Here is a 22,399-nt window from a genome sequence, read left to right as displayed (position 1 = left end):
GTTCTTATCCTTGCCTCAGTACCGGATCCGGGGATCGAGCAGGGTGTAGGCGACGTCGATGAGGAGATTGACGACGACATAGATCAGCGACGTCAGCAGGATCATCGCCTGGATCACCGGATAGTCGCGCGCCAGCACCGCATCGACGGTGAGGCGGCCGATGCCGGGGATGTTGAACACGCTCTCGGTGACGACGACACCGGAGATCAGCAGCGCAAAGCCGGTGCCGATCACGGTGATCACCGGCACGGCGGCGTTGCGCAGCGCATGCCGCATCATCACGGCAACCTCGTTGATGCCTTTCGCACGCGCCGTTCGCACGTAATCCTCGCCGAGCACGTCGAGCATCGCCGCGCGCGTCATGCGCGCGATCAACGCGATGTAGATGAAGGACAATGCGCAGGTCGGCAGGATGATACGCTCGAAGAACGGCCCGAAGCCGTTCGAGATGCTGCGGAAGCCCTGCACCGGCACCCAGCGCAAATCGATCGCGAAGATCTCGATCAGGACATATCCGACCACGAACACCGGGACCGAGAAGCCCAGGACCGACAGGCCCATCACGAAACGGTCGATCCAGGTGCCGTGCTTCCACGCCGCGATCACGCCCAGCGGCACTGCGACGATCACGGCGAGGACGATGGTCGACAGCGCGATCGAGATCGACGGCTCGACGCGCTGGCCGATCATCTTCATCACCGGCAGGTTGGAGATCAGCGAGGTTCCGAGGTCGCCGTGCAGCAGCTTGTTCACCCAGGTGATGAACTGCACGATCAGCGGCTCGTTGAGGCCGAGCGAGGCGCGGATGCGCTCGAGCCGTTCCGGCGTCGCGTTGTCGCCGGCGAGGATCGCGGCGGGATCGCCGGGCGTCAGCCGCAGCAGCAGGAACACGAACAGAGCGACGACGCCCATCACGGGCACCGCGGCCAGAACGCGGCGAATAAGATAACCCAGCATGCACCTATCTCCGGCTGCGGAACTTGTGGCGCCTCGAGGCACCCGGGAATTCTGTCGTGTCTATCATGCCTATCACTTGGGCTGAAAAGGCTGCCCGGAGACGCCATCCTCTTGGGGCAAATTGTGTGCCAAGGGCTGCGCTGTAGCAAGAGGCCGGCATTTCCCCGGCATCGGCCACTCAGGATGCATGTCGCAGTTCATGCTCACCCCTAAGTGAAGGCACGGTCGGCGGCGCATTGAGCCCGCGCCAGCCGTCGATGGTCTGGGCAATCATCTGCGCCGTCGCCGCCGACAGAGTCCAGCCGAGATGGCCATGGCCGGTGTTGAAGAACACGCCCGGTATCCGTCCCGCGCGCACCACCGGCATCATGTTCGGCATCATCGGGCGCAGCCCGGCCCAGGGCACGACGCGCGACGTTTCGACGGCGGGGAAGTTGCTGCGCACCCAGTCGATCAGCGGCTGCACGCGGTCGGCGCGGATGTCGCGATTGAAATCGTTGAACTCGGCGGTGCCGGCGACGCGAAAGCGATCGGCCCCGAGCCGGCTGGTGACGATCTTGGCGGCCTCGCCGAGCAGGCTCACGGTCGGGGTGGCGTTGCGGCTCTCGGGAGTGTCGAGCTGCACGGTGATCGAGTAGCCCTTCACAGGATAGACGTTGACGCGCTCGCCGAGCATCGCCGCGAAGTGACGGCTGGCTACACCGGCGCAGACCACGACGCCATCCGCTTTCAACATACCGCGAGCGTCGCTTGCGGACAGATCAGCCCAGCCGAGGACAAAGCCGCCGCCGGCTTGCGCGATGGAATCAATGTTGGCTTCGTGGACGAAGGTCGCGCCGCGACGCTTGCAGGCCTCTGCCAGCCCGCGCGTGAATTTGTGGATATCGCCGGTCGCATCCGACGGCGTGAAGAAGCCGCCGTAATAATCCTTGCGCAGCGTCGGCTCGATGTTGCGGATTTCCTCCGCCGTCACCGGGCGGCGATCGAGGCCGCCTTCCTTCAGCAGCGCGTTGACGCGCAGGCCGGATTCAAAGCCCTTCTTGTCGTGATAGATGTGGAGGATGCCGCGGCGTTCGAGGTCGAAGTCGATGCCTTCGCGCGCTGCGATCTCGAACAGATGCTTGCGCGCTTCGATCGCGAGCCGCGTGGTCTCGACCGTGTTGGCGCGGTAGTTGCCGATATTGGCGACGAACTCGCTCATCCACGAATATTTGTGCCAGTTCGGCCGCGGATTCATCAGCAGCGGCGCATCGCGCCGGAACATCCAGCGCAGGCCCTTCAGGATCGTCGCGGTAGAGTTCCACACCTCGGCATTGCTGGCGGAGAGCTGTCCGCCGTTCGCAAACGAGGTTTCCATTGCGGCATAGCGGTGCTTGTCGAGCACCGTCACCTTGTAACCGCGTTCCAGCAGGGCATAGGCGGTCGTTACGCCGGTGATGCCGGCGCCGATGATGGCGATATGAGTCATGATGAAGTCGGGGCTCCCGTGAGTTAGAGATGGCTGACCGCCGGCTCGAAAGCCGTTGGCGGCGCCCCATCTGTCACGGTTACCTGAGAGCTTGATCCGGCGCGGACCTCGGAAGGTCAGCCTCGGACTATCCCCTTCGGTGGACGTCACGATGATCAAATCGTGCCGTCTCTCTCCAGATCGTCCTGTCGATACAGTCCTTTTGCCTGAGAGTTTCCGGGGCGGTTGCTCCGTCGGCGCCGTAACGAAAGCAGCATGCCTTCGTTGCGATCTCTCCCGCATCGTCGCGTGGACAAGCCGAGCAGTACGATACGCCTCATTTTTGGACAAGGCTAAATTTCGACCGCGATTGCCAATGCATTGTGCAGTGCGAAGCCTGCGTCGTCGCTGCGCCGTTATTCCAACGTCGCCAGCAATCCCGCCATCAAGCGTCCCCGCTCGACCAGGCTATCGACCTCGATGAACTCCTCCAGCGTGTGGCCATTGCCGCCGCGCACGCCGAGGCCGTCGAGCGTTGGGATTCCCATCGCGCCGGTGAAGTTGCCGTCGGAGCCGCCGCCGGAGCTTGCATGCGGTAATTCCGCGCCGAGGGATTTGGCGATGCCGCGCGCCTTTTCGTACAGCGCCATGGTGCCGGCATCCGGCTCCCACACCGGCCGCGTCACGCCGCGCGTCACCTTGAAGGTGACGTCGTTGGTGGTGCCCGACAGCGCCAGCATCCGCTCGACGCCGCGGTCGAGATCGGCCTGACGCTTGGCCATCGACAGCGCTTCGCCGGTGGCTGCCGTGGCAACGCAATTGACCCATTGTCCGCCGTGGACAACGCCGACCGAGAAGGTGCAATCCTCCGTCGTCATCGCGTCGATCGCGAGGATCTGCCGCGCCATCTCGCGGATCGCCGAACGTCCCGACGACAGCGTCGCGCCGGCGTGGCTCGGCCGTCCCGTCGCTTCGAGATTGAAGCGTGCGATGGCGTAACGTCCGGTGGTGACGCCGTTGTCGGCGCGGCCGGGCTCCGGCACCAGCACGTATTTGTTGCGTGCGGCTTCGGCCTCGATGATGTCGCGCGTGGAGGGCGTGCCGACTTCCTCATCCGGCGTGAACAGCACGGTGATCGGCAGCGGCGTCGTGAACGAGGCGCGCGCCAGCTGGCGGATTGCTTCCAGCGAGAGATAGTTGCCGCCCTTCATGTCGTAGATGCCGGGGCCGTAGCATTTGTTGCCCTCGCGCCGCCATTTCAGCTTCTCGATGGTGCCGATGGGGTGAACGGTATCCATGTGTCCGGCGATCAGGATTCCCGGCTCGCCCTGCTTCGGATGGGGAAAGCGCGCGCGGATGACGCCGCCAAAGCCCTGGCGGCCGGCGATGCGCTCGATCGTCGCACCCATGATCGCCATGTCCCGCGCTGCGATATCGAGCATGCGGTTCACTGCGTTCGCGTCCCAGGTTGGGCTCTCGCATTCCACCCAGGTGCGCAGGCCCTCGAGCATGGCCTCGGAATCGAAGGGAAGATTGGCTGGATTCATCTCAATGTCTCTCAAGCTGCGAAGATGGAACGCGCATTGCATCGGCGCGGGGCAGGACAGCGGAGAGCGTTGTAGAGCCAAACTGATCTTTGTGGAGCCCGTGCGCGCGCCGCGAGGGCTTGCGACGAAACCGGATTGACGCGCTCAACACTGTCTGCAAGTCTCGAAAAGATAAAGGCATTGCATGAGGTTAGTTCGCTCAACGAACGAACCGCATGCTCAACCAATAACCTGCCTTTGAACAGTTTCACGTCAGGAGAACCCTCTATGTTCCACTTCACGCGCCGGGGGCCTCGCGCATTCGCCTCCAAACTTGCGCTGACGGTCGTCGCGCTTTCGACTGCGCTGGCTTCGCCAGTGTTGGCGGCCGGCAAGACCCTCACGGCGGTGATGCATTCGGATCTGCGCATCATCGACCCGATCTTCACCACGGCCTACATCACGCGTGACCATGGCTACATGGTCTACGACACGCTGGTCGCCCCGAATTCGAATTTCAAGATCCAGCCGCAGATGGCGGACTGGAAGATCTCCGATGACAAGCTCACCTACACCTTCACCCTGCGCGATGGCCTGAAGTGGCATGACGGTGCGCCGGTGACGGCGGAGGACTGCGTCGCCTCGCTGAAGCGCTGGGCTGCGGTCGACGGCATGGGCCAGAAGCTCATGGACTTCACCGCGAGCCTCGAGGCGACCGACGCCAAGACCCTCACGCTGAAGCTGAAGGAACCCTACGGTCTCGTCCTCGACTCCATCGGCAAGCCGTCCTCGCGCGTCGCCTTCATGATGCCGAAGCGTCTCGCCGAGACGCCGCCGGACAAGCAGATCCCCGAGCAGATCGGCTCGGGCCCCTTCAAGTTCGTGCAGGGCGAATTCCAGCCCGGCGTGAAGGCGGTCTATGTCAAGAACACCGACTACGTGCCGCGCAAGGAGCCGGCGAGTTGGACCTCCGGCGGCAAGGTGGTGAAGGTGGACCGCGTCGAGTGGATCACCATGCCGGACTCGCAGACCGCGGTGAACGCGCTGCAGTCGGGCGACATCGATTTCATGGAGAATCTGCCATACGACATGCTGCCGGTGCTGGAAGCAAACAAGGAGCTCACGATCGAGGTCTCCAATAAGTTCGGTTTCCAGACCCTCGGCCGCATGAACTTCCTCTATCCGCCGTTCGACAACGTGAAGGTGCGCCGCGCTGCCTTGCTGGCGATGAACCAGAAGGACGTTCTCGACGCGCTGGTCGGAAACCCGAAATATCAGAAGGTCTGTGGTGCCTTCTTCGTGTGCGACACGCCGCTCGCAACCGAGGTCGGTGCCGAGACCCTCGTGAAGGGCAACGGCATGGCCGAAGCGAAGAAGGCGCTCGCCGAATCCGGCTATGACGGCACGCCGGTCGTGATCATGGCACCTGGCGACGTCACGACGCTGAAGGCACAGCCGATCGTTGCGGCCCAGCTGCTGCGCGAGGCCGGCTTCAAGGTCGACCTGCAGGCGACCGATTGGCAGACCGTGGTGAGCCGTCGCGCCAGCCAGAAGCCGCCGAAGGAGGGCGGCTGGAACATGTTCTTCACCAACTGGGTCGCGGCCGACGTCTCCAACCCGATCGCCAATCTCTCGATCGGCGGCCAGGGCAAGAAGGGCGGCTGGTTCGGCTGGGCGGAGGATGCCAAGATCGAGCAGCTCAAGGATGCGTTCGTCCGCGCAGCCTCGCTCGACGAGCAGAAGAAGATCGCGGCCGACATCCAGAAGGAAGCCTACGAGCAGGTGATCTATATCCCGCTCGGGCAGTACCTGCTGCCGAGCGGCTGGCGCAAATCGCTGACCGGCGTGCTCGACGGTCCGGCGACGCCGCTGTTCTGGAACATCGACAAGTCGGAATAGGGCGAGAATCCCTCTCGCGGCCTTCGGCCGGACCCTCGCACGGCGCCGCTGTCATCAGCGGCGCCGTTGCCGTTTGATGGCCTTGCGCTGGTTGAAAGGCGGCCCTTTAGCTTTTTCAATTGCTAATCGTTGCTATTTGTTTCCAAGCTGAAATAGATGCTGCGTCTTCGCGTATCATTTTTTCAGATTTGCTTCCCGTGCCGATCGATTTTGCATTCCAGGCGATGGCCGAACGGTCCGATCGCGCGCCGGCGCCCTGGCGCCGGCCCTTCCTGCGCTGGCTCGATGCCGTCGAGGCTGGCTGGGCCGTGCCGCTTCTCATCGCCTGCTTTGTCGTGGTCTGGACTCTCTATCTCGCTATCGCCTATCCCGGCGGCGGCCTTCATCCCGATACGCTCGAAGCCTGGACGCTGGGCCGCAATTTCGCCTTCGGCTATCACAAGCATCCACCGTTGATGGGGTGGGTGACGGCGGCGTGGACCTCGGTGTTTCCGCTCAGCGACTGGTCGTTGCAATTGATGGCAATGGCCAATGCCGGGCTCGCGCTGTTCTTCGTCGATCTGATCTCGCGGCAGTTCGTGACCGGACACAAGCGCATCCTGGTGCTCCTGCTCCTGATGCTGACGCCGGCCTACCAATTTCATGCCCAGCGCTTCAATGCCAATTCGGTGCTGCTGGCGACCTGGCCGCTGGCGACCTGGTGCTTTCTGCGCGCGTTCGAGACGCGCGCCTGGCCGTGGGCTATCGCGGCGGGATGCACGACCGCGCTGGCGATGGTCGGCAAATATTATTCGATCTTTCTCGTCGTGAGCTTCGCGTTTGCCGCGCTGGCGCACCCGGCGCGGCGCGCCTATTTCAGCTCCGCTTCGCCATGGATCTCGGTCGTCGTCGGGCTCGCGGCGCTGTCGCCCCACCTCTACTGGCTCGCGACCACGGGCGCGTCGACCTTCACCTACGCACTGGCGCATGCCAACGGCAGCGTCTCGAGCTCACTCGGCGAGGCGAGAAACTTTGTGCTGGGGTTGGCCGCCGCGATGAGCCTATCGGCCTTGCTCTGGGTGCTGATCGCGGGAACGCGCTTGAAGCAGTTTCCGGCCGACTTCGCGGCCATGAGCCCGGGCCTGCGGTTACTGTTCTACGTCACGATCGGTACGATCGTGCTGCCGGTGCTGACGTCGCTTGTGTGGGGCACCGATCTGCCGTCGCTGTGGGCCTTGCAGGGGCTATTCCTGTTCGCCGTTCTCGTGGTCTGCGGCACGAGCTATCCGATCGAGCGTTTCCACACCGTGAACCTCACGGTGATCGTTGCCGGCGCTGCGCTTGCCGCCGTCCTGATCGCGGCGCCGATCCATGCCATCTATCGCAACAAGCACGGCTATGAAGAGGGACGGAACTTTTACGCGCAGGCGGCCGGCGAGTTGACGCGCGAGTGGCGCGAGCAGACCGGTGAGCCGCTGAGTGCGGTCAGCGGCGACGACGCGCTTGCCTTCGCGACGGCGTTCTACAGTCCCGACCATCCGCATTACGCGCGGCCGTTCGAGTACCAATACACTTGGGGTCTGCCGCACCAGACGACGCTGGACCGCGGCTGGGCCGCACTCTGTTTTCGCGGGCAGGAATATTGTAGCCGCTGGATGGAATGGGTGTCCGCCCGCGGTGGACATTTCGTCAGGCGCGAGTTCACCGTGCGCGCTTCCCTGTGGGGCCAGCCTGGTTTGTCTCGGGACGTGATCGTGCTGATGGCGCTGCCGCAGGGAAGCCCGGTGCCGGCCAGCGCTGCGGATGATTTCAGCGCCAGCCGGCGGGGCACCGAATAGGCGGCGTGCTCAGCAGTGGCTGTCGCGCACCTGCTCGAGCCCCTCGCTCGCAAGCGGCGTGGTGAACGTGGCCTGCTCAGCGCGCGGTTCGGAACGTTCCGTCTTCTGCCGTTCTACCTCGCCGCGCTCTTCGCGGTGTTCCAGTTCCATTGCAGCATCCTCTGGCATTGCTGCAGGACAACATCGAGGCCGCCGCGTGGTTCCTCAGCCGACGGGACGATGATGCGGCCTGAACAATCGGCCCTTCTCGACCACCAGCACGATCGCGAGCGCAGCGAGGGTCGACAGGAAGAAGCCGACCGAGAAGGGCAGCAGCGTGCCGTCGAAGCTCTGCCCGATCGCCATGCCGACCACGATTCCGATCAGCGTCGTGATCGAGCCGTAAAGCGAGGAGGCGGTGCCGGCGATGTGTCCCTGCGGCTCCATCGCGAGCGCGGTGAAGTTGGCGACCATCATGCCGAACGAGAACATCATCAAAGCGGAGAGCGCCATGAACAAGGCGAGCGGCAGCACGCCGAGGCTTTCCGTCAGCAGCATCACGCCGGCCACCACGGCGTAGAGCGTCAGCGCCCCGTGCGAGATCACGCGCATGCCGAGCCGCCCGACCAGCCTCGCATTGAGAAAGCCGGCGATGGCAGTGCCGGCGGCGATCGCCGCGAAAGCGAGCGGGAAGTAGTGGCCGAGATGATAGATGCCGGTGAAGACCTGCTGGGCGCAGAAGACGTAAGCGAACAGTGCGCCGATCACGCTTCCGGCCGCCGTCGCATAGCCGATCGTCTGGCGATGGGTCACGGTCTGGCGGAAGGCTGCGAGCACGTCGGCGGGCGCCAGCGACCTGCGCTCGGACTCGGGAAGGGTTTCAGGCAGCCGCAGCACGCACCATGCGAGCGCGAGCAGGCCATAGAGCATCAGCACCACGAAGATGCCGCGCCACGCCGTCACCAGCAGCACCGCCTGTCCGAACGAGGGGGCGACCACGGGCACCGCGATGAACACCATCATCGCGAGCGACATCACGCTCGCCATGCGGCGGCCGACATAGCAGTCGCGCACGATCGAGGTCGCGATCACGCGCGTCGCCGAGGTGCCGAGCCCCTGCAGCGCACGCGCCAGCAGCAGCGTCTCGAACGAGGGCGCCGCGACCGCCAGCACGCTCGCCACCGCATAGACCGCCATGCCGCCGAGCAGCACCGGCCGGCGTCCGAAACGGTCCGACAGGGGACCCATGACGAACTGGCCGGCGCCGAAGCCGATCAGGAAAGTCGACAGCACCAGCTGGAGATGGTTCGCGACGGGAATCTTGAAGGCGGTGCCGATATTGGGCAGCGCTGGCAGCATCATGTCCATCGCGAGCGGATTGAGCGCCATGATGGACGCGATCACGATGACGAATTCTGGAAAACCCATCGGGCGGTGTCCGGAGGACACCCAATCGTCGGCATTGACGTCAGACAAGAAACTCACCCCTGCAATCGAGCGACTTATCTAGCGCTGATGCTGCGTCGCACAACCCATGTTTCGGGATGGCTGGCAGGCGGGGCAGGGGCGGTCAAAAACCGGTGAGGGAGCCTGCAAGGATGATGGTTTTCGCTCGTGCCTCAGGCCGGGTTACTCGGCATCGTGAAGGCCTTCGAGCTGGTCCTCTGTCCCGTTCTGACAGTGCTGTATTTCTTGCCGAGGTGGGACCGTCAGCTCTCGTGGTGCGGGCAGCCGGGGTCGAACCGGCACAGCGCTTGCGCACCGAGGGATTTTAAGTCCCTTGCGTCTACCAATTCCGCCATGCCCGCTTGATCCAACGAGATCAAATATTTAAGTCCATCCCGGCCGTCTGGAATTGGCGCGGTGCATAGCCGAGGGGACGGTTCTTCCTTAAGCGAGCCGGGCGCACAAGGCAAAGCCTCAATCCGGACATCTGTAGCTGCTTTAGGCATTCTCAATCCACGGGGGCTATTCATCCGGCATGGCTGTTTCGTCTTGCTCTTCGCTGCGCGGCTTTTGCGCGCTCATCGCGCTGCTCGCAGCTGGCGTCGCGCTGTCCGGCTGCGCCGGCATGAGCGAGACGATCGCACCAGCCTTTGCCGATCCCGCCAAATACGAATTGTACGATTGCAAGCAGCTCGAGACCGAGCGCAAGAATCTCGCCAATCGCACCGCCGATTTGCAGAGACTGATGGACAAGGCGCAGACCGGGGCCGGCGGGGCCGTCGTGTCCGAGCTCGCTTATCGCAACGACTACGTCGCGGTGCGCGGGCAGGCGCAATTGGCCGAGGACGCCTGGCGCCGCAACAAGTGCCGGGAGACGCCGCCTGAGGCGACACTGCCTGCGACGTCGCCCGCAGCCACCGCCAAGCCGGCATCGAAATCCGGGAAAGCGGCCCGTTGACGCATCGCGCCAGCGGCGCTTCGCATCAAGGCCGCCAGTTGTAGATCCAATCCTGCCGCGCCAACATGCGCTCCGGGCCGAGCGCGCGGATCGCCAGATCGCGTGCGAACGCGAGCGGCCCACTGAAGTGATAGATCCGGCCCTGCTGCCGTGCGGTCCGCTGCACCCGCCGCACGCGGGCCCGGCGCGCAGCTCCATATTGCTTGAGCGCGGCGGTGATGCCCGCGGTGCTCTCGGCGGCCTCGAGGCTCAAAAGCCGCGCCAGCACGGCGGCATCCTCGATCGCCATGCCGGCGCCTTGGGCTGCAAAAGGCAGCATCGCATGCACGGCATCGCCGAGCAGCGCCACCGGGCCTTTGCTCCAGGGGCAACCGTCGGGCAGGCCGAACAGCGCCCATTTCCGCCAGCTGTCGACCGGGGCGAGCATCATCCGCGCCGCCGGCGGCCAGCGTGGCGCGGCGAACGCGTCCATCACCTCGCGCGGATCGCCGGGCGTGCTCCAGCCCGGCCGGTTCCAGGTGCCGGGCAGCACCGCGACCACGTTGATCTGGCGTCCGCCTGCGATCGGATAGGCGACCAGATGAGCGTTCGCCCCCATCCAGAGCTGCACCCGGCGTGCGGTATACTCCTTGGGCAGCTGCGTGGCCTCGAGCGTGCCGCGCCAGGCGATCAACCCGGAGAAGCGCGGCTGCACCTCAGGAAACAGATGCTGGCGTACCGTCGACCAGATGCCGTCGGCGCCGATCAGGGCGCTGGCAAGATCGCTGCGGCGGATCGTGCCGCTGCGGTGGACGACGGTCAGTCCCTTGGCGTGGGGCGCGACGTCCTCGAAGACCGCACCCAGCTTCAGGTCGATATCGGGATGATCGGCAACAGCGCCGGCGAGTGCCGATTGCAGGTCGGCACGGTGCACCACCCAGTAGGGGGCGCCGGCCCGCGCGGAAGCCGCTTCACCGAGCGGCATGCGCAGCAGCTCGCCGCCGGCGCGCGCGCTCATGATCGAGACCGCCTCGGGGATCACCGCGCGCAACTTGAGGCGGTCGGTGAGGCCGAGCTCGACCAGCACGCGGCTGGCATTGGGGGAAAGTTGCAGGCCGGCGCCGACTTCCTCGAGGCGCTCGGCCTTTTCCAGCACGACGATGCGGAAGCCGCGGGCGGCGAGCGCAAGCGCGGCCGTCAGGCCACCCATGCCGGCGCCGGCGATGACAATCGTTCGGGAGAGCGCCACCCCAGACCGACGGAGGCGGTCAGGCCACCTTGTCCTTCAGGACGCATTCCGGCGGGCGGGCTTCGCCCGGCTTCAGGTCGGCCGCGAAGCGGTACAGCGTCGAGCAGTAGGGGCAGATGATTTCGTTGTCGTTGCCGAGGTCGAGGAACACGTGCGGATGATCGAACGGAGGATTGGCGCCGACGCACATGAACTCTTGCGAGCCGATCTCGATGACGGGGACACCGGCATCGTTATGGAAGTGCGGGACGACATGGTCGGACATCGTAACTCATCCTGGAGTGGCAATGGCGGCAGACACAATCAACGACTGACGCGGCATCTTTAAGGCGCCGCGGACCATACTGGCGGGTGCAGATGATTGCTAGTCCAGCGGAACCGAAAGCTTCGCAATTGCCCCATGCTCGTTTGCTCATGCAAATTCGACACAATCTTGAGGCCAGAGAGAAGCCCTTCTTTCGTCGGGGACGTTGTGTCGCAATTTTGGCACACTACGTCTGGGGACGCGTGCAATTTGTGACGAAAGACGAGTCATCAAGCACGAGCGATCCGAGAGTGTCCAGGCTTTCCGCATGAAGTGGCTGCGAATCAGCACAGCGTTGACCGGTATCGCGGCTTGCAGCTTCATGCTCGCGCAGGTCGCGCCGCACGCCCGTGAGGCAGGCGCGATTCTCTCTGCCCAGGATGATCCGGCCGCGCTCTCCGAGCTGAAGCTCGGTGCACTGCTGAGGCAGAACGACCGCCTGGTCCAGGACAATATCGAGGCCGCGCTTGCATCAGGCGATGCCGATCTCGCCGACAGTTTCGTCGCGCTGGCGCGTGACCGCAACATCGCGCTCCCCGACGACCTCCTGAGCCGCGTCGAGGACGCCGTGAAATCGGCGAATTCCACCGCGCATTTCGCCAAGCGCTTCGCCACCGGTCTCGTCACCGGCAACGCGGACGATGTCGCGAGCCTGTCGGGAACGGTGGCCGGCGATCTGTTCGTGATCGGCGACGTCAGGGACGTGGTGCGCGAGGGCAAGCATCTGGCCATGGGCGAGGACACCGACCGCCTCGTGCTCTCCCTTGCGGCGGCCGGCCTTGCGGTGACGGCGGCAACCTACGTGTCCGTCGGCGGTGCCGCGCCGGTGCGCGCCGGACTGACGCTGGTGAAGGATGCGCGGAAGGTCGGACGGCTCGGCGAGGGGCTCGCCGCATGGGCCGGCCGGTCTGCGCGCGAGGTCGTCGACACGCCGGCGCTCCGGAACGCGGTGGCATCAGGCTCGGTGCTGCGGCCGGGTCAGACCGTGAGCGCGATCAAGGCCGCGTTCCGGGCCGAGAAGGCCGGCGCGTTGGTCCGGCTCGGCAAGGATGTCACGCGCGTCGCCGAAAAGACCGGCACGCGCGGCGCGATGGACACGCTGCGGATCGCCGAAGGACCGAAGGACGTCGCGCGCGCGGCGCGGCTTGCGGAAGCGCAGGGCGGCAAGACCCGCGCGATTCTGAAGCTGCTCGGCCGCGGCGCGCTGCTGCTGATCGGCGGCGCGTTCGATCTGACGCTCTGGCTGCTCGGTGCGGCACTGACGCTGTTCGGTCTTCTCTCCTCCATCAAGGCGACCACCGAGCGCCTGACCCAGGCCTGGTGCGATCGCCGGCGCGCGCGGCGGCTCCGCCGTGCGCAGATCGCAGCCGAAGCCGCGCTGGAACGTGCGGCTCTCGAGGCCTAAAGCGCGACGAAATTGGGGTAAATCGTCGGCGCACTCCGGGCTATTGTTTGAGCATGATCTCTGCGCAAGCGCGGTCCGCGTTTGCCGCGAGGAAAAACCGCTGCACACTTTTCCGGATCATGCTCTAAGATCGAGCTTTCCCCCTCGAAACCTCCGGAACTGATTGATGCCGAGCTTCCACAACGGCGCCGTTGAAATTGCCTATCTCGATGAAGGCGAGGGCGATCCGATCATCCTGGTGCACGGTTTTGCCTCCAGCAAGAACGTGAACTGGGTCTATCCGACCTGGGTTTCGGAGCTGCGCAAGAACGGCCGCCGCGTGATTGCGCTCGACAATCGCGGCCACGGCGAAAGCGCAAAGCTCTACGAGCCCGGGCAGTACTCGATTCCCGCGATGGCCGGCGACGTGCTCGCGCTGATGGACCACCTCGCCATTCCGCAGGCCGACATCATGGGCTATTCGATGGGCGGGCGGATGACGGCGTGGCTCTCCCTCAACGAGCCGCAGCGCCTGCGCTCGGCGATCCTCGGCGGCATCGGCATCGGCGGCCTGATCGAGGGCACCGGACCCGGCGAGAACGTCGCCAAGGCGCTGGAAGCACCCTCGCTCGACGACGTCACCGATCCCGTCGGCCGCACCTTTCGCGCTTTTGCCGATCAGACGCGCTCCGATCGCCGTGCGCTCGCCGCCTGCCTGCGCGGCACGCGCGAGCTCATGACCAGGGACGAGGCCGCGCGGATCGAGGTGCCGGTGCTGATCGCGGTCGGCAGCGCCGACGACGTCGCAGGAAGTGCCAGCGCGCTCGGCGCGATCATCCCTGGTTCGGAAGTGCTCGATATTCCCAATCGCGATCACATGCGTGCGGTCGGCGACAAGGTCTACAAGATCGGCGTGCTGGATTTCCTGTCACGGCGCGGCTGAGGCAATGCTGTCTGAGGCGGTCGGGTTGTCCTGAAATGTCCCATCACAAGGGGCCATCCACTCGCAAAGGGCCAAAAGCCGACGTTCACTCGCCCTGACTCCTCTCAGGGGAGCGGAGAGACCGCCCGCACAATGCGGTCTCCCGCGGGTCGATCTATTTCGCAGGAGGTTTGTCGTAGAGAGGCTTACCTTTGTCGACGATATGCACCGTGAGAAGCTTCACGGTTTTGTCGCCGACGACCTTGAAGGCTCCGTGGGGCACTTCGCGGACGTTGACGGCAGCTATACCGGTTGGGAACGGCACTTGCTTCCCATCGGGAAGTTCGATCGTGCCGCCCTCTAAGACGTAGAATGACTCCTCTCCGTGGTGAATGTGGAGGGTTGAGACGTCACCCGGTTTGATCTCAGAAATGCTGGTGATGACTTCCATGTTTGTGCCTGAGAGATCAGCGCGCTTCAGCTCCTTACGGAATGGAGAGTCCTGCGCCTTAGCGGGTACGGCCAAAAGAAATGCAAACAGCAGTCCGATTATCATCTTCATCGCAATTCCCCGTTTTCCGATCGGCGGAAATCGCAGATCGCGAAAATTAAGCCCGATCAGCGGCCGCGACTCAAGATTGATTTTCTGTGCGTTGCACCACGTCCGCTCCCTCCCCACTCCCTCAGGGAGGTCGCGCAGAAAATAGGGGATGTCAGCAGCGAGTTACGAGCAAACGTGCAAGAGCGCCTGGAGTTCGCCACGGGCTGTCATTGGACTCTCGTTCTTTGCCGAGGCGGATAGGCTGCTGAACGCCAAGTCAAAAGCGATCGCTGCTCGGACGAAACCAAGCGCGATGACTCGTCATCCCAATCTCATCGCGCTTTGACGTCCTCGCCCAGCCGCCGCGCCGCGGCCGTCAGCACCACGAACGTCGCCACCCACACCATCCGCGCGCCGTAGCGGTCGTGCGGGTCGGAGATCACGCCGCAGATGAACGCGTTGCCGAGTAGCGCCAGCGTCACCGTCGCCGCCAGCAGCGTCAGATCGTCCAGCCGGCGTTTCGCCAGCGCATCTGCGAGCAGCAGAACCAGCGCCAGCATCGAGGCCAGCGCGACGGGGACATGCAGCCGGTTGACGTCATCGAAGTTGATGTCCCAGTGCTGCTGCCGCGCCGCCCGCATCGGAGCGACCTGCGCGGGGATGTAGCGCTCGATGATGCCGTAGGTGTGCGGGATCCAGCCATTGATGCCTTCGCCGGTCGCCACATGCAGCAATTGCTGGCCCATCGCGCGCAACGCCGCGCCGGCCTGCCAGGCCGGATAGTCCGCGAGCGAATGCACGACGATGTAGCCCATCTCCTCGTTGAGCCCATCGAACCGGCCGAGCGTGTTGAACATGCTCTTGCCCCACAGGAACTCATCGGCGGTCGCCGGGAGCTCGTTGCGATAGGGGCAGAGCTTGTAACGTTCGCGCAGGCAATGGTCGTTGAGATATTGTGCGACGATGCCGTCCTGCATCATGCGGCCGAAGGCGACGCCGTAACCGCCGGGAGTCCAGGCCAGCTTGCCGGACAGTGCGTAATTGGCCGACACCAGCATCAGGCCGCCGGCAACGATGGAGAGGCTCGCCTGCGCTAATCCGGCAAGCGGCAGGCGTTTGCCCATGAACGGCCGCACCATCAATCCGGCGACGCACAGGCCGAGCAGCACGCCGAGCGTGGCGCTGTGGGTCGCCGCGGCAAAGGAGGTGAAGGCGAACAGCGCGACCTTTTCCTGCGTCGATGTCCTGCCGGCGCCGACGACCAGCAGGAACAGCGACAGGACCGAGAGCCCGGCAAAGATGTCGGTCAGCAGCATGCTCGCAAGCCAGGGCAGCGCGGTCGACAGGATCAGGCCGAGGCTGATCGCGACGAAGCGGAAGGTCTGCATCATCGAGAGGACACGAAGTGTCAGCTGCAGCAGCCACAGCGTCGCCAGGGACTGGACGGCGAGATTGATCCAGAAGCCGAAACCCTCGCCATAATGCAGATAGAGGCCGAACACCGTGGAGCGGCTGGGCACGAGATAGCCCTCATACCAGCGCGCCAGATAACCGCCGGTATCCCATTGCAACAGCGGATAGCCGTTCCAGACCGCCGGCGCGATCATCAGGAGGGGCAGGGCCACCGCTGCCAGCCGCAGCCAAAACGTATCAGCGGCGCGCGCGCGCAATTGTTCGGTGGTGATGCTCAAATCCGCTCCCGTCCTCGCTCGGACATGACCGCAATAAAGGCTCAGAGAGAATTCACCAATAGTTTGACGCCGCCCCGCTTGAATTTGGCAAAACTCTGACCACTTTGAGCCGACCTTGCACTTCGGGGCGTCAGAAGAAACTGTTGTGTTTCAAAGCCTTGGCGTGCCCCCGTGGTGCGAGGTGCTGTTCACTCTCAGGCAAGCCCGTCAGGACTTTGTCGCCTAGACTGTGCTATACAGCCCGCAAAAGAAGCCCATTCGAGAGAGCAAATTTCCATGGCAGTGCATCAGGTCAATCCGGGAGGAAAGCTCGCATCGCTCGATCCGATCTGGGACCGGATCCGGAGCGAAGCGGAGGACATCGTCCGTCGCGAGCCGGAGCTTGCGACCTTCATCTATTCGGCGGTGCTGCATCATGGCCGCCTGGAAGATTCGGTGGTCCACCGCGTCGCCGACCGGCTCGATCACTCCGCACTGTCGGGCGACCTCGTGCGCCAGGCTTATATCGAGGCGCTGCGCGACGACCCTGATATCGGAAACGCCTTCCGCGCCGATCTCGTTGCCGTCTACGACCGCGATCCCGCAACCTCGCGCTTCATCGATCCCTTGCTCTACTTCAAGGGCTTTCACGCCATCCAGACCCATCGCCTCGCGCACTGGCTCTATCTCAAGGGCCGCAAGGATTTCGCATACTACCTTCAGAGCCGATCGTCGGCGGTGTTCCAGACCGACATCAATCCCGCCGCGCGCATCGGCCGCGGCATCTTCCTCGACCACGCCACCGGTTTCGTCTGCGGCGAGACGGCCGTCATCGAAGATGACGTCTCGATCCTGCACGGCGTCACCCTCGGCGGCACCGGCAAGGAGAACGAGGACCGTCATCCCAAGATCCGCCATGGCGTCTTGATCGGCGCCGGCGCGAAGATCCTCGGCAATATCGAGATCGGCCATTGCGCCCGCATCGCTGCCGGCTCGGTCGTGGTCAAGCCGGTGCCGCACAACGTCACGGTTGCAGGTGTGCCCGCCAAGATCGTCGGCGAAGCCGGCTGCGCCGAGCCGTCGCGCACGATGGATCAAATGATCAACGCCATGGGACTTTAATCTCCGCTCGACCGGAACGGGGCCGGTTTTCCGGCCCTTTCCGTCCCAAATTTCTTTGGCAATTCATGCTGGCGGTTCGCCGCGTCTCGTCGTAAACCCCGCCAGCCCATTTTCGATTGGAGACTGCCGTGGACGTCAAGGAAGTGAGAAAGCTCGACGCGTATCTGAAGCGCGTATTCGGCAATCCCAAGATTCGCGTCGTGCCGCGGCCGAAGAAGGACGATTCCGCCGAAGTCTATATCGGCGAGGAATTCATCGGCGTGCTGTTCGTCGACGACGAGGACGACGATCGTTCGTTCCAGTTCCAGATGGCGATCCTCGAGGACGATCTCGTCGATCAGGAGTAGTTGTCGCTACGCCGCCGTTGCGGGCGAAGAAACCTTTGCCGTGTGCGGCGCTATCGTGTCCCGGACGCGCTGCAACGCCCATGAGCGCGCTTGATCTCTTCAAAGAGGCGAATGTCGCGATCGATGCGCTGCATAGTTCGCGCACGTGTCTGTTAGAGCCAACCCCGGCGGCTTCAGGAAGCGCATGATGGCATCATGCTCCCGTTTTGCCCGACGGATCAAGTCTTGTTCGAAAAATACGAAGTCGTGCCAGGCACTTGGCTACTGTGCATGGGGTTGTTTTCGAACTTTTTGTTTTGGAAGGCCCCCGCTCAGCCCCGTGGCCCGCGCAACTGCGCCGTCAGCCTGTCCATCGCCTCCGCCACGTCGCGCCATTGCGACAGCCAGCTGCGGGGAAAGCGGAAGGTGAGGTCGGCGCCGCCGACGCGGCGCTCCGAGAGGCACATGCCCGGGGTGGCCGCATCGCGGGTACAGCGCGCCGTCAGCACGGGGCTTGCAGCGGAATAGAGGTCCTCGCTGCCGTAGGGCGTGTCGGTGCGGAACATCCGCATCGTCAGGCCGTCCACAGGCATCGCCGCGGCCTGGTCGAGATAGCGCGGATAGATCGTTGCGGTTCGCTGCTCGGGCGAGAGCGCCTCGTGATGGGCCGCGATCGACAGGAAGATGCGGTCGATCGATTGCACCGCCGCTTCCGCCGTGTCGGCGGTGACGTGCCTGGGCGCGCCGGGCGGCTCCAGCGAGGGGTAGAGGAAGTCGAGATCGATGCGTTCCTGCGGCCCCGAGTGCCGCTGGATCTTCATGCGGATCGCGGTCACCGGCAGGTTGAACAGCGTGCCGCCGACGCTCACCGGCAGCTTGTCCGGGGCGTCCGCGCCCCGGCTGCCCCAGGTCGGCCACAACAGGTAGGCGACGAGCGCGACCGCGCATGCCGCGGCAGTGCCGGCGAGCGCGATGGGGACGACATGCGCCCGGGTGCGCGTGCGGGGGGACCTGAGGGGAGCTGCCGAGAACACCGTCATGAATTGCGCAAGTCGAGCCGGAGGTCGGCCGATGGCCGACGAATCAGCGCCGAATATGCCACGCGACGGCGAGTTCGCGCAGCGTTCGCGGCTGCGGGAAGCGGGGACGGCTCTGCGCGGACCGGCCGATCGCGTTAACCTTCCCTTAAGGATAATGTAGCGTTAACCGGCACTTTTTGTCACAGGATGGCACCTCGCGTTGCGTAAGGGCGGACCGTTCCGATGACACCTGAAGCTCTCAACACTTTCTTCTCGATCTGCATCGGTTTTGCGCTCGCGGGCGCGCTCGTGAACGGATACCAGGCGCTCGCGCAGCGGCCCGCCGGCTTCGGCCTGTTGCAGGACGGTGTGGCGCCGAAAACCTTTGCGGCGGTTCCGTTCCTGGTGTTCGCCGCGCCCTTCATCATCATGCGCAACACGCTGCGCGGCATGCGCGTGGAAAGCCGCCGCGTCGAATTCGTGATGATGGCGACCCTCATCGCCGGGTTCTGGAGCATGATGAGCGGCACCTTCTTTCTGATGACGCTGCGCGCGGCCGGCCTCCTGGTCTGATGCCCGCGTCTTGATCGCGGCCGGCCCTTTGCGTCCAGGCTGCCGTTTGGCTATGCCAGTGGTCAACGCGACAGGAGACCTCCATGGCGATCTACGAGCTCGATGGGCAGGCGCCCGACCTTCCCGCCGACGGCAATTATTTCATCGCCGAGACCGCCACCGTGATCGGCCGGGTGCGCCTGAAGCCGGGCGCGAGCGTCTGGTTCGGCGCGGTGCTGCGCGGCGACAATGAGTGGATCGAGATCGGCGAGGGCGCCAACGTGCAGGACGGCTCGACCTGCCACACCGATCTCGGCTTTCCGCTTGTCATCGGCAGGAACTGCACGGTCGGCCACAACGTCATCCTGCACGGCTGCACCATCGAGGAGGGCGCGCTGATCGGCATGGGCTCGATCGTGATGAACGGGGCAAGGATCGGCCGCAACAGCATCGTCGGCGCCGGCTCCGTCATCACCGAGGGCAAGGAGTTCCCCGAGCGCTCGCTGATCATCGGCTCGCCGGCGCGCGTGATCCGCACGCTCGACGACGCTCAGGTGCAGAAGATGGGAAGTGCGGCGAGGTTTTACGTCGCCAACGGTCCGCGCTTCAAGCAAGGCTTGAAGCGGATCGGCTGAGAACGTGCCGGCGCGGCCCGCCTCCAGGCAGGGCTCGGTACGGTAAAAATACCGGCGCGTCCTTTAATCGTGAAGCAGTTCGCGGATCAAGAGCGAGGTGCCGCATCTGCACCGTCACGACGAGACCGGACATCTTGCGCGCGCCAAAGGGATCGCGGTCGGTCATCGTGATTTGCCTCCCTCGCTTTCAAGCTGTGACGGCATTTGTTCCGGAACAGGTCTTGATCGCGGCCGTTGACCGGCAAAGGAGCATTTGCAATGGCCAGACCGTCCGCAACCGGCTCAATCAAGACCACGATCATGATCCTCGCACTCGCGGCGGTGCCGGCCGTCTCATTGGCGCAAGCGACCGGCGGCTCTGCCGGATCGAGCGGAGGCTCGGTGGGAACGACCGGAGGTTCGATGGGATCGACCGGAGCCGTTGGCAACTCGCCCGCTCCGCCGCCCGGGACCAACAGCCTGGGTACGGCTCAATCATCCGGTCCGGGATCCGGAGTCACCACCGGCACCGGCACAGGTGGGGAGACTGATGCCACCGTCAACGCCGAGAACCGGCGGCTCGACAAGAAAATGAACAGCATCTGCCGCGGCTGCTGAACGCTCGCGCGGAAGTGAGACAGTGTGGCTGTCCGGAATGCCTGGGTGACGTTAGCTTGATCCTGCTTTGAAGCGTGGAGCGTATCCGCGCGGAGGATCGAGTCATGTTACGCAAGATGGTGACGGCGGCGCTGACCGCCGCGGCAGTCGGGCTGTCAGCGCCGCAAGTGGCCGAGGCGCGGGGCGGTTTCGGGCATGGTGGAGGCTTCCATGGCGGTGGTTTCCATGGTGGGGGCGGCTGGGGGCACCGGCATTGGCATGGCGGCGGCTTCTGGCCAGGCTTCGCGATCGGGGCGGGTTTCGTCGGTGCCGGCTACTACGGGAGCTATTACGGCTACGGCTACCCCTACTACGGTGATCCCTACTATTATGGTGCCGGCTACGACGACGGTTATGGCGGCTGCTATGTCGCACGGAAGCGTGTCATGACGCCATCGGGATGGCGGTACCGTCGGGTCGACGTCTGCGAGTGAGGCGGTACGCCTGCTAAAGAACAAGGCCGTTGACGCAGTATACCGTCAACGACCTTGCCAGCCCCGGATATTGAAATCGGCTCACGCCATCCGGTAACCGCGAGCATCGCGCGGAATCATACGAGCGAATGTGATCCAGTTCACAAGTGACGAAAATAAAGTTCCCGTCGCGCCCTGATCAGGTCAGCCGCGCGAGCTCTTGCGTGCGCTGGCGTGGACGCGGGACCGGGTAGGTTTCCTGCGGGTAACCGACGGCGTTTCGACCTCGGTCGACCGTGCACTGGCAAAGGACTGCCGCAGGCCGTCAATGGATTCGTTCAGGCTTGCGACCTGCTCGGACAGGCGCTTGGTGTCGGCCTGTTGCGCCGCCATCAGCCGCTTCATCGTCTGGAGCTGGTCCTGCACCACCTGAAGCTGGTCGATTGATTCCTGCTGGGTCGCTTCGAGCCCTTTGGTTTTCTCAACCAGCTGCTCGGATGCCTGGACCGTGCGGGCCTGGAGCTGTCGCGATGCCACCACCCGGTCGGTCTCGGGGGCGGCGCCGGTATAGGCACGCCAGATCCCGATTGAAGTCACCCCCGCGATCAGGAGCAACAGGGCTGCAGCGGTCAGCGCGATGGGCTGGGCGCCAAGACGAAGGAGGGGGTTGGACGGTGTGTCCTGGGCGAGATCGATCATCGCTGACAAAACCCAACAGAAACTTGGCGAGTGGCGAAGACCGGCAACTCGGAGGGGTCACCGGGGGCGTCCCGAAAACGCTACGTTTCGGCAAGGAATGGGACCAAAAAGAGGCTGAGAGCCAAAAAACCAGTGATCAGCGGGCCTTGCGGGCTCCAGGGCCCCGTAAGGCGCAGGATCAAGGCTGAAACTGCGAAAAGGGCCCGGAATAGCTCTTCGCGCGCGGCGCTGCGTAGGGGCCCAGGCGGGATGTCTTCAGTCCCAGCCGCACCAGTGATTCCGCCAACGTCACCGCGGCAGCGACGCCGTCGACGACAGGAAGGCCGTGTGTTTCGGCGAGCTCGCTGGCGAGATCGGCCATGCCGGCGCAGCCGAGCACGATGGCTTCCGCGCGGTCGTCGCGGATCGCATCCGTGATCTCCGCAGAGATCTTGCCGAGCGCATCGGTGTTGCGCTGCTCGAGCGCCAGCACCGGCACCTCGGCGGCGCGGACCCGGGCGCAGCGATCAGAAAGGCTGTATTTCCGTAAGTTATGCTCGATCGGCACGATGGAGACGCCGAGCGTCGTCACGACGGCAAAACGCGCGGCGATCAGGCTCGCGATGTGGAAACCGGCTTCACCAATGCCGATCACCGGTGCCTTCGCCACCGCACGCGCCGCATCTAAGCCGGTGTCGTCGAAACAGGCGATGATGTGCGCCTCCGCGCCATCGCGGTCGGCCTCGCGGATACAGCCGAGCATGCCGGGAACGGCGAAGGCCTCATCGTAAAACCCCTCGATCGAGACTGGGCCCATCGTCGGCTGACGCGCGTCGATCACGGTGCCGGGGAGGGCAACGCTGCGCGCCGCAGCGGCGATCTTCGCGGTCATCGACGCGGTGGTGTTGGGATTGACGACGTGCAGTCGCATCGTGATCAG

Annotated in this window: 23 protein-coding genes, 1 tRNA gene and 2 riboswitches; of the genes, 11 read left to right on the top strand and 13 right to left on the bottom strand. The window is 64.5% G+C overall.

Annotated features, from left to right (window positions below):
* Window positions 1–15: 15 nt before the first annotated feature.
* The 3 genes from EAV90_RS32730 to EAV90_RS32720 form a co-directional block, all read right to left on the bottom strand.
* On the bottom strand, window positions 16–957 hold the full coding sequence (locus EAV90_RS32730; RefSeq protein ID WP_162500221.1) for an ABC transporter permease: 942 nt from the start codon (window positions 955–957) through the stop codon (window positions 16–18).
* A gap of 178 nt (window positions 958–1,135) precedes the next feature.
* Complete coding sequence (locus EAV90_RS32725) at window positions 1,136–2,425, bottom strand: D-amino acid dehydrogenase (protein WP_129145791.1); 1,290 nt, start codon at window positions 2,423–2,425, stop codon at window positions 1,136–1,138.
* A gap of 68 nt (window positions 2,426–2,493) precedes the next feature.
* Window positions 2,494–2,606: riboswitch (glycine riboswitch) on the bottom strand.
* 3 nt (window positions 2,607–2,609) lie between these two features.
* Window positions 2,610–2,714: riboswitch (glycine riboswitch) on the bottom strand.
* A 106-nt stretch (window positions 2,715–2,820) separates the two neighbouring features.
* On the bottom strand, window positions 2,821–3,951 hold the full coding sequence (locus tag EAV90_RS32720) for a M20/M25/M40 family metallo-hydrolase (protein WP_129145790.1): 1,131 nt from the start codon (window positions 3,949–3,951) through the stop codon (window positions 2,821–2,823).
* Window positions 3,952–4,218: 267 nt separating this feature from the next.
* On the opposite strand from EAV90_RS32720, the gene EAV90_RS32715 reads away from it, so the two are divergent.
* Window positions 4,219–5,829 carry an ABC transporter substrate-binding protein gene (locus EAV90_RS32715; RefSeq protein WP_129145789.1) on the top strand — a complete coding sequence of 537 codons (1,611 nt, stop codon included), beginning with the start codon at window positions 4,219–4,221 and terminating at the stop codon, window positions 5,827–5,829.
* Window positions 5,830–6,053: 224 nt separating this feature from the next.
* The gene (locus EAV90_RS32710; RefSeq protein ID WP_129145798.1) at window positions 6,054–7,646 is read left to right on the top strand and encodes a glycosyltransferase family 39 protein; all 1,593 of its coding nucleotides are present in this window, start codon (window positions 6,054–6,056) and stop codon (window positions 7,644–7,646) included.
* Window positions 7,647–7,655: 9 nt separating this feature from the next.
* Here the strand turns inward: EAV90_RS32710 and EAV90_RS39825 are convergent, their stop codons facing one another.
* The 3 genes from EAV90_RS39825 to EAV90_RS32700 all read right to left on the bottom strand — a co-directional run bounded on the left by EAV90_RS39825 (window position 7,656) and on the right by EAV90_RS32700 (window position 9,433).
* The gene (locus EAV90_RS39825) at window positions 7,656–7,796 is read right to left on the bottom strand and encodes a hypothetical protein (protein WP_164937207.1); all 141 of its coding nucleotides are present in this window, start codon (window positions 7,794–7,796) and stop codon (window positions 7,656–7,658) included.
* Window positions 7,797–7,850: 54 nt separating this feature from the next.
* Window positions 7,851–9,101: a multidrug effflux MFS transporter gene (locus EAV90_RS32705; RefSeq protein ID WP_129145788.1), complete on the bottom strand. Its 1,251-nt coding sequence runs from the start codon at window positions 9,099–9,101 to the stop codon at window positions 7,851–7,853.
* Between the two features lie 243 nt (window positions 9,102–9,344).
* Window positions 9,345–9,433 (bottom strand) — tRNA-Leu (locus EAV90_RS32700).
* Window positions 9,434–9,606: 173 nt separating this feature from the next.
* Between EAV90_RS32700 and EAV90_RS32695 the strand changes: the two genes are divergently transcribed.
* Window positions 9,607–10,029: a twin-arginine translocation pathway signal gene (locus EAV90_RS32695; protein ID WP_129145787.1), complete on the top strand. Its 423-nt coding sequence runs from the start codon at window positions 9,607–9,609 to the stop codon at window positions 10,027–10,029.
* A gap of 25 nt (window positions 10,030–10,054) precedes the next feature.
* On the opposite strand, the gene EAV90_RS32690 is transcribed toward EAV90_RS32695, so the two are convergent.
* Both EAV90_RS32690 and EAV90_RS32685 read right to left on the bottom strand, forming a co-directional pair.
* A complete protein-coding gene (locus EAV90_RS32690) occupies window positions 10,055–11,257 on the bottom strand; it encodes an FAD-dependent monooxygenase (RefSeq protein ID WP_129145786.1) in 1,203 nt (400 codons plus the stop codon).
* A 19-nt stretch (window positions 11,258–11,276) separates the two neighbouring features.
* Window positions 11,277–11,522, bottom strand: coding sequence for a zinc-finger domain-containing protein (locus tag EAV90_RS32685; RefSeq protein WP_008562814.1), 246 nt, complete (start codon window positions 11,520–11,522; stop codon window positions 11,277–11,279).
* Between the two features lie 307 nt (window positions 11,523–11,829).
* On the opposite strand from EAV90_RS32685, the gene EAV90_RS32680 reads away from it, so the two are divergent.
* Together EAV90_RS32680 and EAV90_RS32675 are read left to right on the top strand one after the other, a co-directional pair.
* Window positions 11,830–12,966: a hypothetical protein gene (locus EAV90_RS32680; protein WP_129145785.1), complete on the top strand. Its 1,137-nt coding sequence runs from the start codon at window positions 11,830–11,832 to the stop codon at window positions 12,964–12,966.
* 166 nt (window positions 12,967–13,132) lie between these two features.
* Window positions 13,133–13,888: an alpha/beta fold hydrolase gene (locus tag EAV90_RS32675; RefSeq protein ID WP_122402588.1), complete on the top strand. Its 756-nt coding sequence runs from the start codon at window positions 13,133–13,135 to the stop codon at window positions 13,886–13,888.
* Window positions 13,889–14,042: 154 nt separating this feature from the next.
* Here EAV90_RS32675 and EAV90_RS32670 read toward each other — a convergent pair whose 3' ends face one another.
* On the bottom strand, window positions 14,043–14,429 hold the full coding sequence (locus tag EAV90_RS32670; protein WP_122402589.1) for a cupin domain-containing protein: 387 nt from the start codon (window positions 14,427–14,429) through the stop codon (window positions 14,043–14,045).
* A gap of 311 nt (window positions 14,430–14,740) precedes the next feature.
* A complete protein-coding gene (locus tag EAV90_RS32665) occupies window positions 14,741–16,099 on the bottom strand; it encodes a hypothetical protein (protein ID WP_164937206.1) in 1,359 nt (452 codons plus the stop codon).
* Window positions 16,100–16,375: 276 nt separating this feature from the next.
* Here EAV90_RS32665 and cysE point away from each other — a divergent pair, with 276 nt between their 5' ends.
* Together cysE and EAV90_RS32655 are read left to right on the top strand one after the other, a co-directional pair.
* Complete coding sequence (gene cysE, locus EAV90_RS32660; protein ID WP_122402590.1) at window positions 16,376–17,200, top strand: serine O-acetyltransferase; 825 nt, start codon at window positions 16,376–16,378, stop codon at window positions 17,198–17,200.
* Window positions 17,201–17,328: 128 nt separating this feature from the next.
* Window positions 17,329–17,547: a DUF3126 family protein gene (locus tag EAV90_RS32655; protein ID WP_007602550.1), complete on the top strand. Its 219-nt coding sequence runs from the start codon at window positions 17,329–17,331 to the stop codon at window positions 17,545–17,547.
* A gap of 311 nt (window positions 17,548–17,858) precedes the next feature.
* On the opposite strand, the gene EAV90_RS32650 is transcribed toward EAV90_RS32655, so the two are convergent.
* Window positions 17,859–18,566, bottom strand: coding sequence for a hypothetical protein (locus tag EAV90_RS32650; RefSeq protein WP_129145784.1), 708 nt, complete (start codon window positions 18,564–18,566; stop codon window positions 17,859–17,861).
* A 222-nt stretch (window positions 18,567–18,788) separates the two neighbouring features.
* Here EAV90_RS32650 and EAV90_RS32645 point away from each other — a divergent pair, with 222 nt between their 5' ends.
* The 4 genes from EAV90_RS32645 (at window position 18,789) to EAV90_RS32630 (ending at window position 20,802) form a co-directional block, all read left to right on the top strand.
* A complete protein-coding gene (locus EAV90_RS32645) occupies window positions 18,789–19,118 on the top strand; it encodes a DUF6949 family protein (protein ID WP_027576733.1) in 330 nt (109 codons plus the stop codon).
* Window positions 19,119–19,201: 83 nt separating this feature from the next.
* Entirely contained in the window at window positions 19,202–19,732 is a 531-nt protein-coding gene (locus EAV90_RS32640) for a gamma carbonic anhydrase family protein (RefSeq protein ID WP_122402592.1), read from the top strand.
* 258 nt (window positions 19,733–19,990) lie between these two features.
* Window positions 19,991–20,329 (top strand): hypothetical protein, encoded by a 339-nt coding sequence (locus tag EAV90_RS32635; protein WP_129145783.1) that lies wholly within the window; start codon window positions 19,991–19,993, stop codon window positions 20,327–20,329.
* A gap of 104 nt (window positions 20,330–20,433) precedes the next feature.
* Window positions 20,434–20,802, top strand: a complete 369-nt coding sequence (locus tag EAV90_RS32630) for a hypothetical protein (RefSeq protein ID WP_122402594.1) — start codon at window positions 20,434–20,436, stop codon at window positions 20,800–20,802.
* 183 nt (window positions 20,803–20,985) lie between these two features.
* Here the strand turns inward: EAV90_RS32630 and EAV90_RS32625 are convergent, their stop codons facing one another.
* Window positions 20,986–21,480: a hypothetical protein gene (locus tag EAV90_RS32625; protein WP_129145782.1), complete on the bottom strand. Its 495-nt coding sequence runs from the start codon at window positions 21,478–21,480 to the stop codon at window positions 20,986–20,988.
* A 178-nt stretch (window positions 21,481–21,658) separates the two neighbouring features.
* Entirely contained in the window at window positions 21,659–22,390 is a 732-nt protein-coding gene (locus EAV90_RS32620) for an aspartate/glutamate racemase family protein (protein ID WP_129145781.1), read from the bottom strand.
* Window positions 22,391–22,399 lie beyond the last annotated feature (9 nt).

It is taken from the genome of Bradyrhizobium vignae (assembly GCF_004114425.1).
GTDB classification, from domain to species: Bacteria; Pseudomonadota; Alphaproteobacteria; order Rhizobiales; family Xanthobacteraceae; genus Bradyrhizobium; species Bradyrhizobium vignae.
The sequence above is the reverse complement of the archived record's forward strand: the minus strand, read 5'-3'. Positions and strand labels throughout refer to the sequence as shown.

Bases quoted from the DNA above. Each gene is read 5' to 3' on its own strand.
- EAV90_RS32730 (WP_162500221.1), bottom strand. From the start codon at position 957: ATGCTGGGTTATCTTATTCGCCGCGTTCTGGCCGCGGTGCCCGTGATG.
- EAV90_RS32725 (WP_129145791.1), bottom strand. From the start codon at position 2,425: ATGACTCATATCGCCATCATCGGCGCCGGCATCACCGGCGTAACGACC.
- EAV90_RS32720 (WP_129145790.1), bottom strand. From the start codon at position 3,951: ATGAATCCAGCCAATCTTCCCTTCGATTCCGAGGCCATGCTCGAGGGC.
- EAV90_RS32715 (WP_129145789.1), top strand. From the start codon at position 4,219: ATGTTCCACTTCACGCGCCGGGGGCCTCGCGCATTCGCCTCCAAACTT.
- EAV90_RS32710 (WP_129145798.1), top strand. From the start codon at position 6,054: ATGGCCGAACGGTCCGATCGCGCGCCGGCGCCCTGGCGCCGGCCCTTC.
- EAV90_RS39825 (WP_164937207.1), bottom strand. From the start codon at position 7,796: ATGGAACTGGAACACCGCGAAGAGCGCGGCGAGGTAGAACGGCAGAAG.
- EAV90_RS32695 (WP_129145787.1), top strand. From the start codon at position 9,607: ATGGCTGTTTCGTCTTGCTCTTCGCTGCGCGGCTTTTGCGCGCTCATC.
- EAV90_RS32685 (WP_008562814.1), bottom strand. From the start codon at position 11,522: ATGTCCGACCATGTCGTCCCGCACTTCCATAACGATGCCGGTGTCCCC.
- EAV90_RS32680 (WP_129145785.1), top strand. From the start codon at position 11,830: ATGAAGTGGCTGCGAATCAGCACAGCGTTGACCGGTATCGCGGCTTGC.
- EAV90_RS32675 (WP_122402588.1), top strand. From the start codon at position 13,133: ATGCCGAGCTTCCACAACGGCGCCGTTGAAATTGCCTATCTCGATGAA.
- EAV90_RS32670 (WP_122402589.1), bottom strand. From the start codon at position 14,429: ATGAAGATGATAATCGGACTGCTGTTTGCATTTCTTTTGGCCGTACCC.
- cysE (WP_122402590.1), top strand. From the start codon at position 16,376: ATGGCAGTGCATCAGGTCAATCCGGGAGGAAAGCTCGCATCGCTCGAT.
- EAV90_RS32650 (WP_129145784.1), bottom strand. From the start codon at position 18,566: ATGACGGTGTTCTCGGCAGCTCCCCTCAGGTCCCCCCGCACGCGCACC.
- EAV90_RS32645 (WP_027576733.1), top strand. From the start codon at position 18,789: ATGACACCTGAAGCTCTCAACACTTTCTTCTCGATCTGCATCGGTTTT.
- EAV90_RS32640 (WP_122402592.1), top strand. From the start codon at position 19,202: ATGGCGATCTACGAGCTCGATGGGCAGGCGCCCGACCTTCCCGCCGAC.
- EAV90_RS32635 (WP_129145783.1), top strand. From the start codon at position 19,991: ATGGCCAGACCGTCCGCAACCGGCTCAATCAAGACCACGATCATGATC.
- EAV90_RS32630 (WP_122402594.1), top strand. From the start codon at position 20,434: ATGTTACGCAAGATGGTGACGGCGGCGCTGACCGCCGCGGCAGTCGGG.
- EAV90_RS32625 (WP_129145782.1), bottom strand. From the start codon at position 21,480: ATGATCGATCTCGCCCAGGACACACCGTCCAACCCCCTCCTTCGTCTT.
- EAV90_RS32620 (WP_129145781.1), bottom strand. From the start codon at position 22,390: ATGCGACTGCACGTCGTCAATCCCAACACCACCGCGTCGATGACCGCG.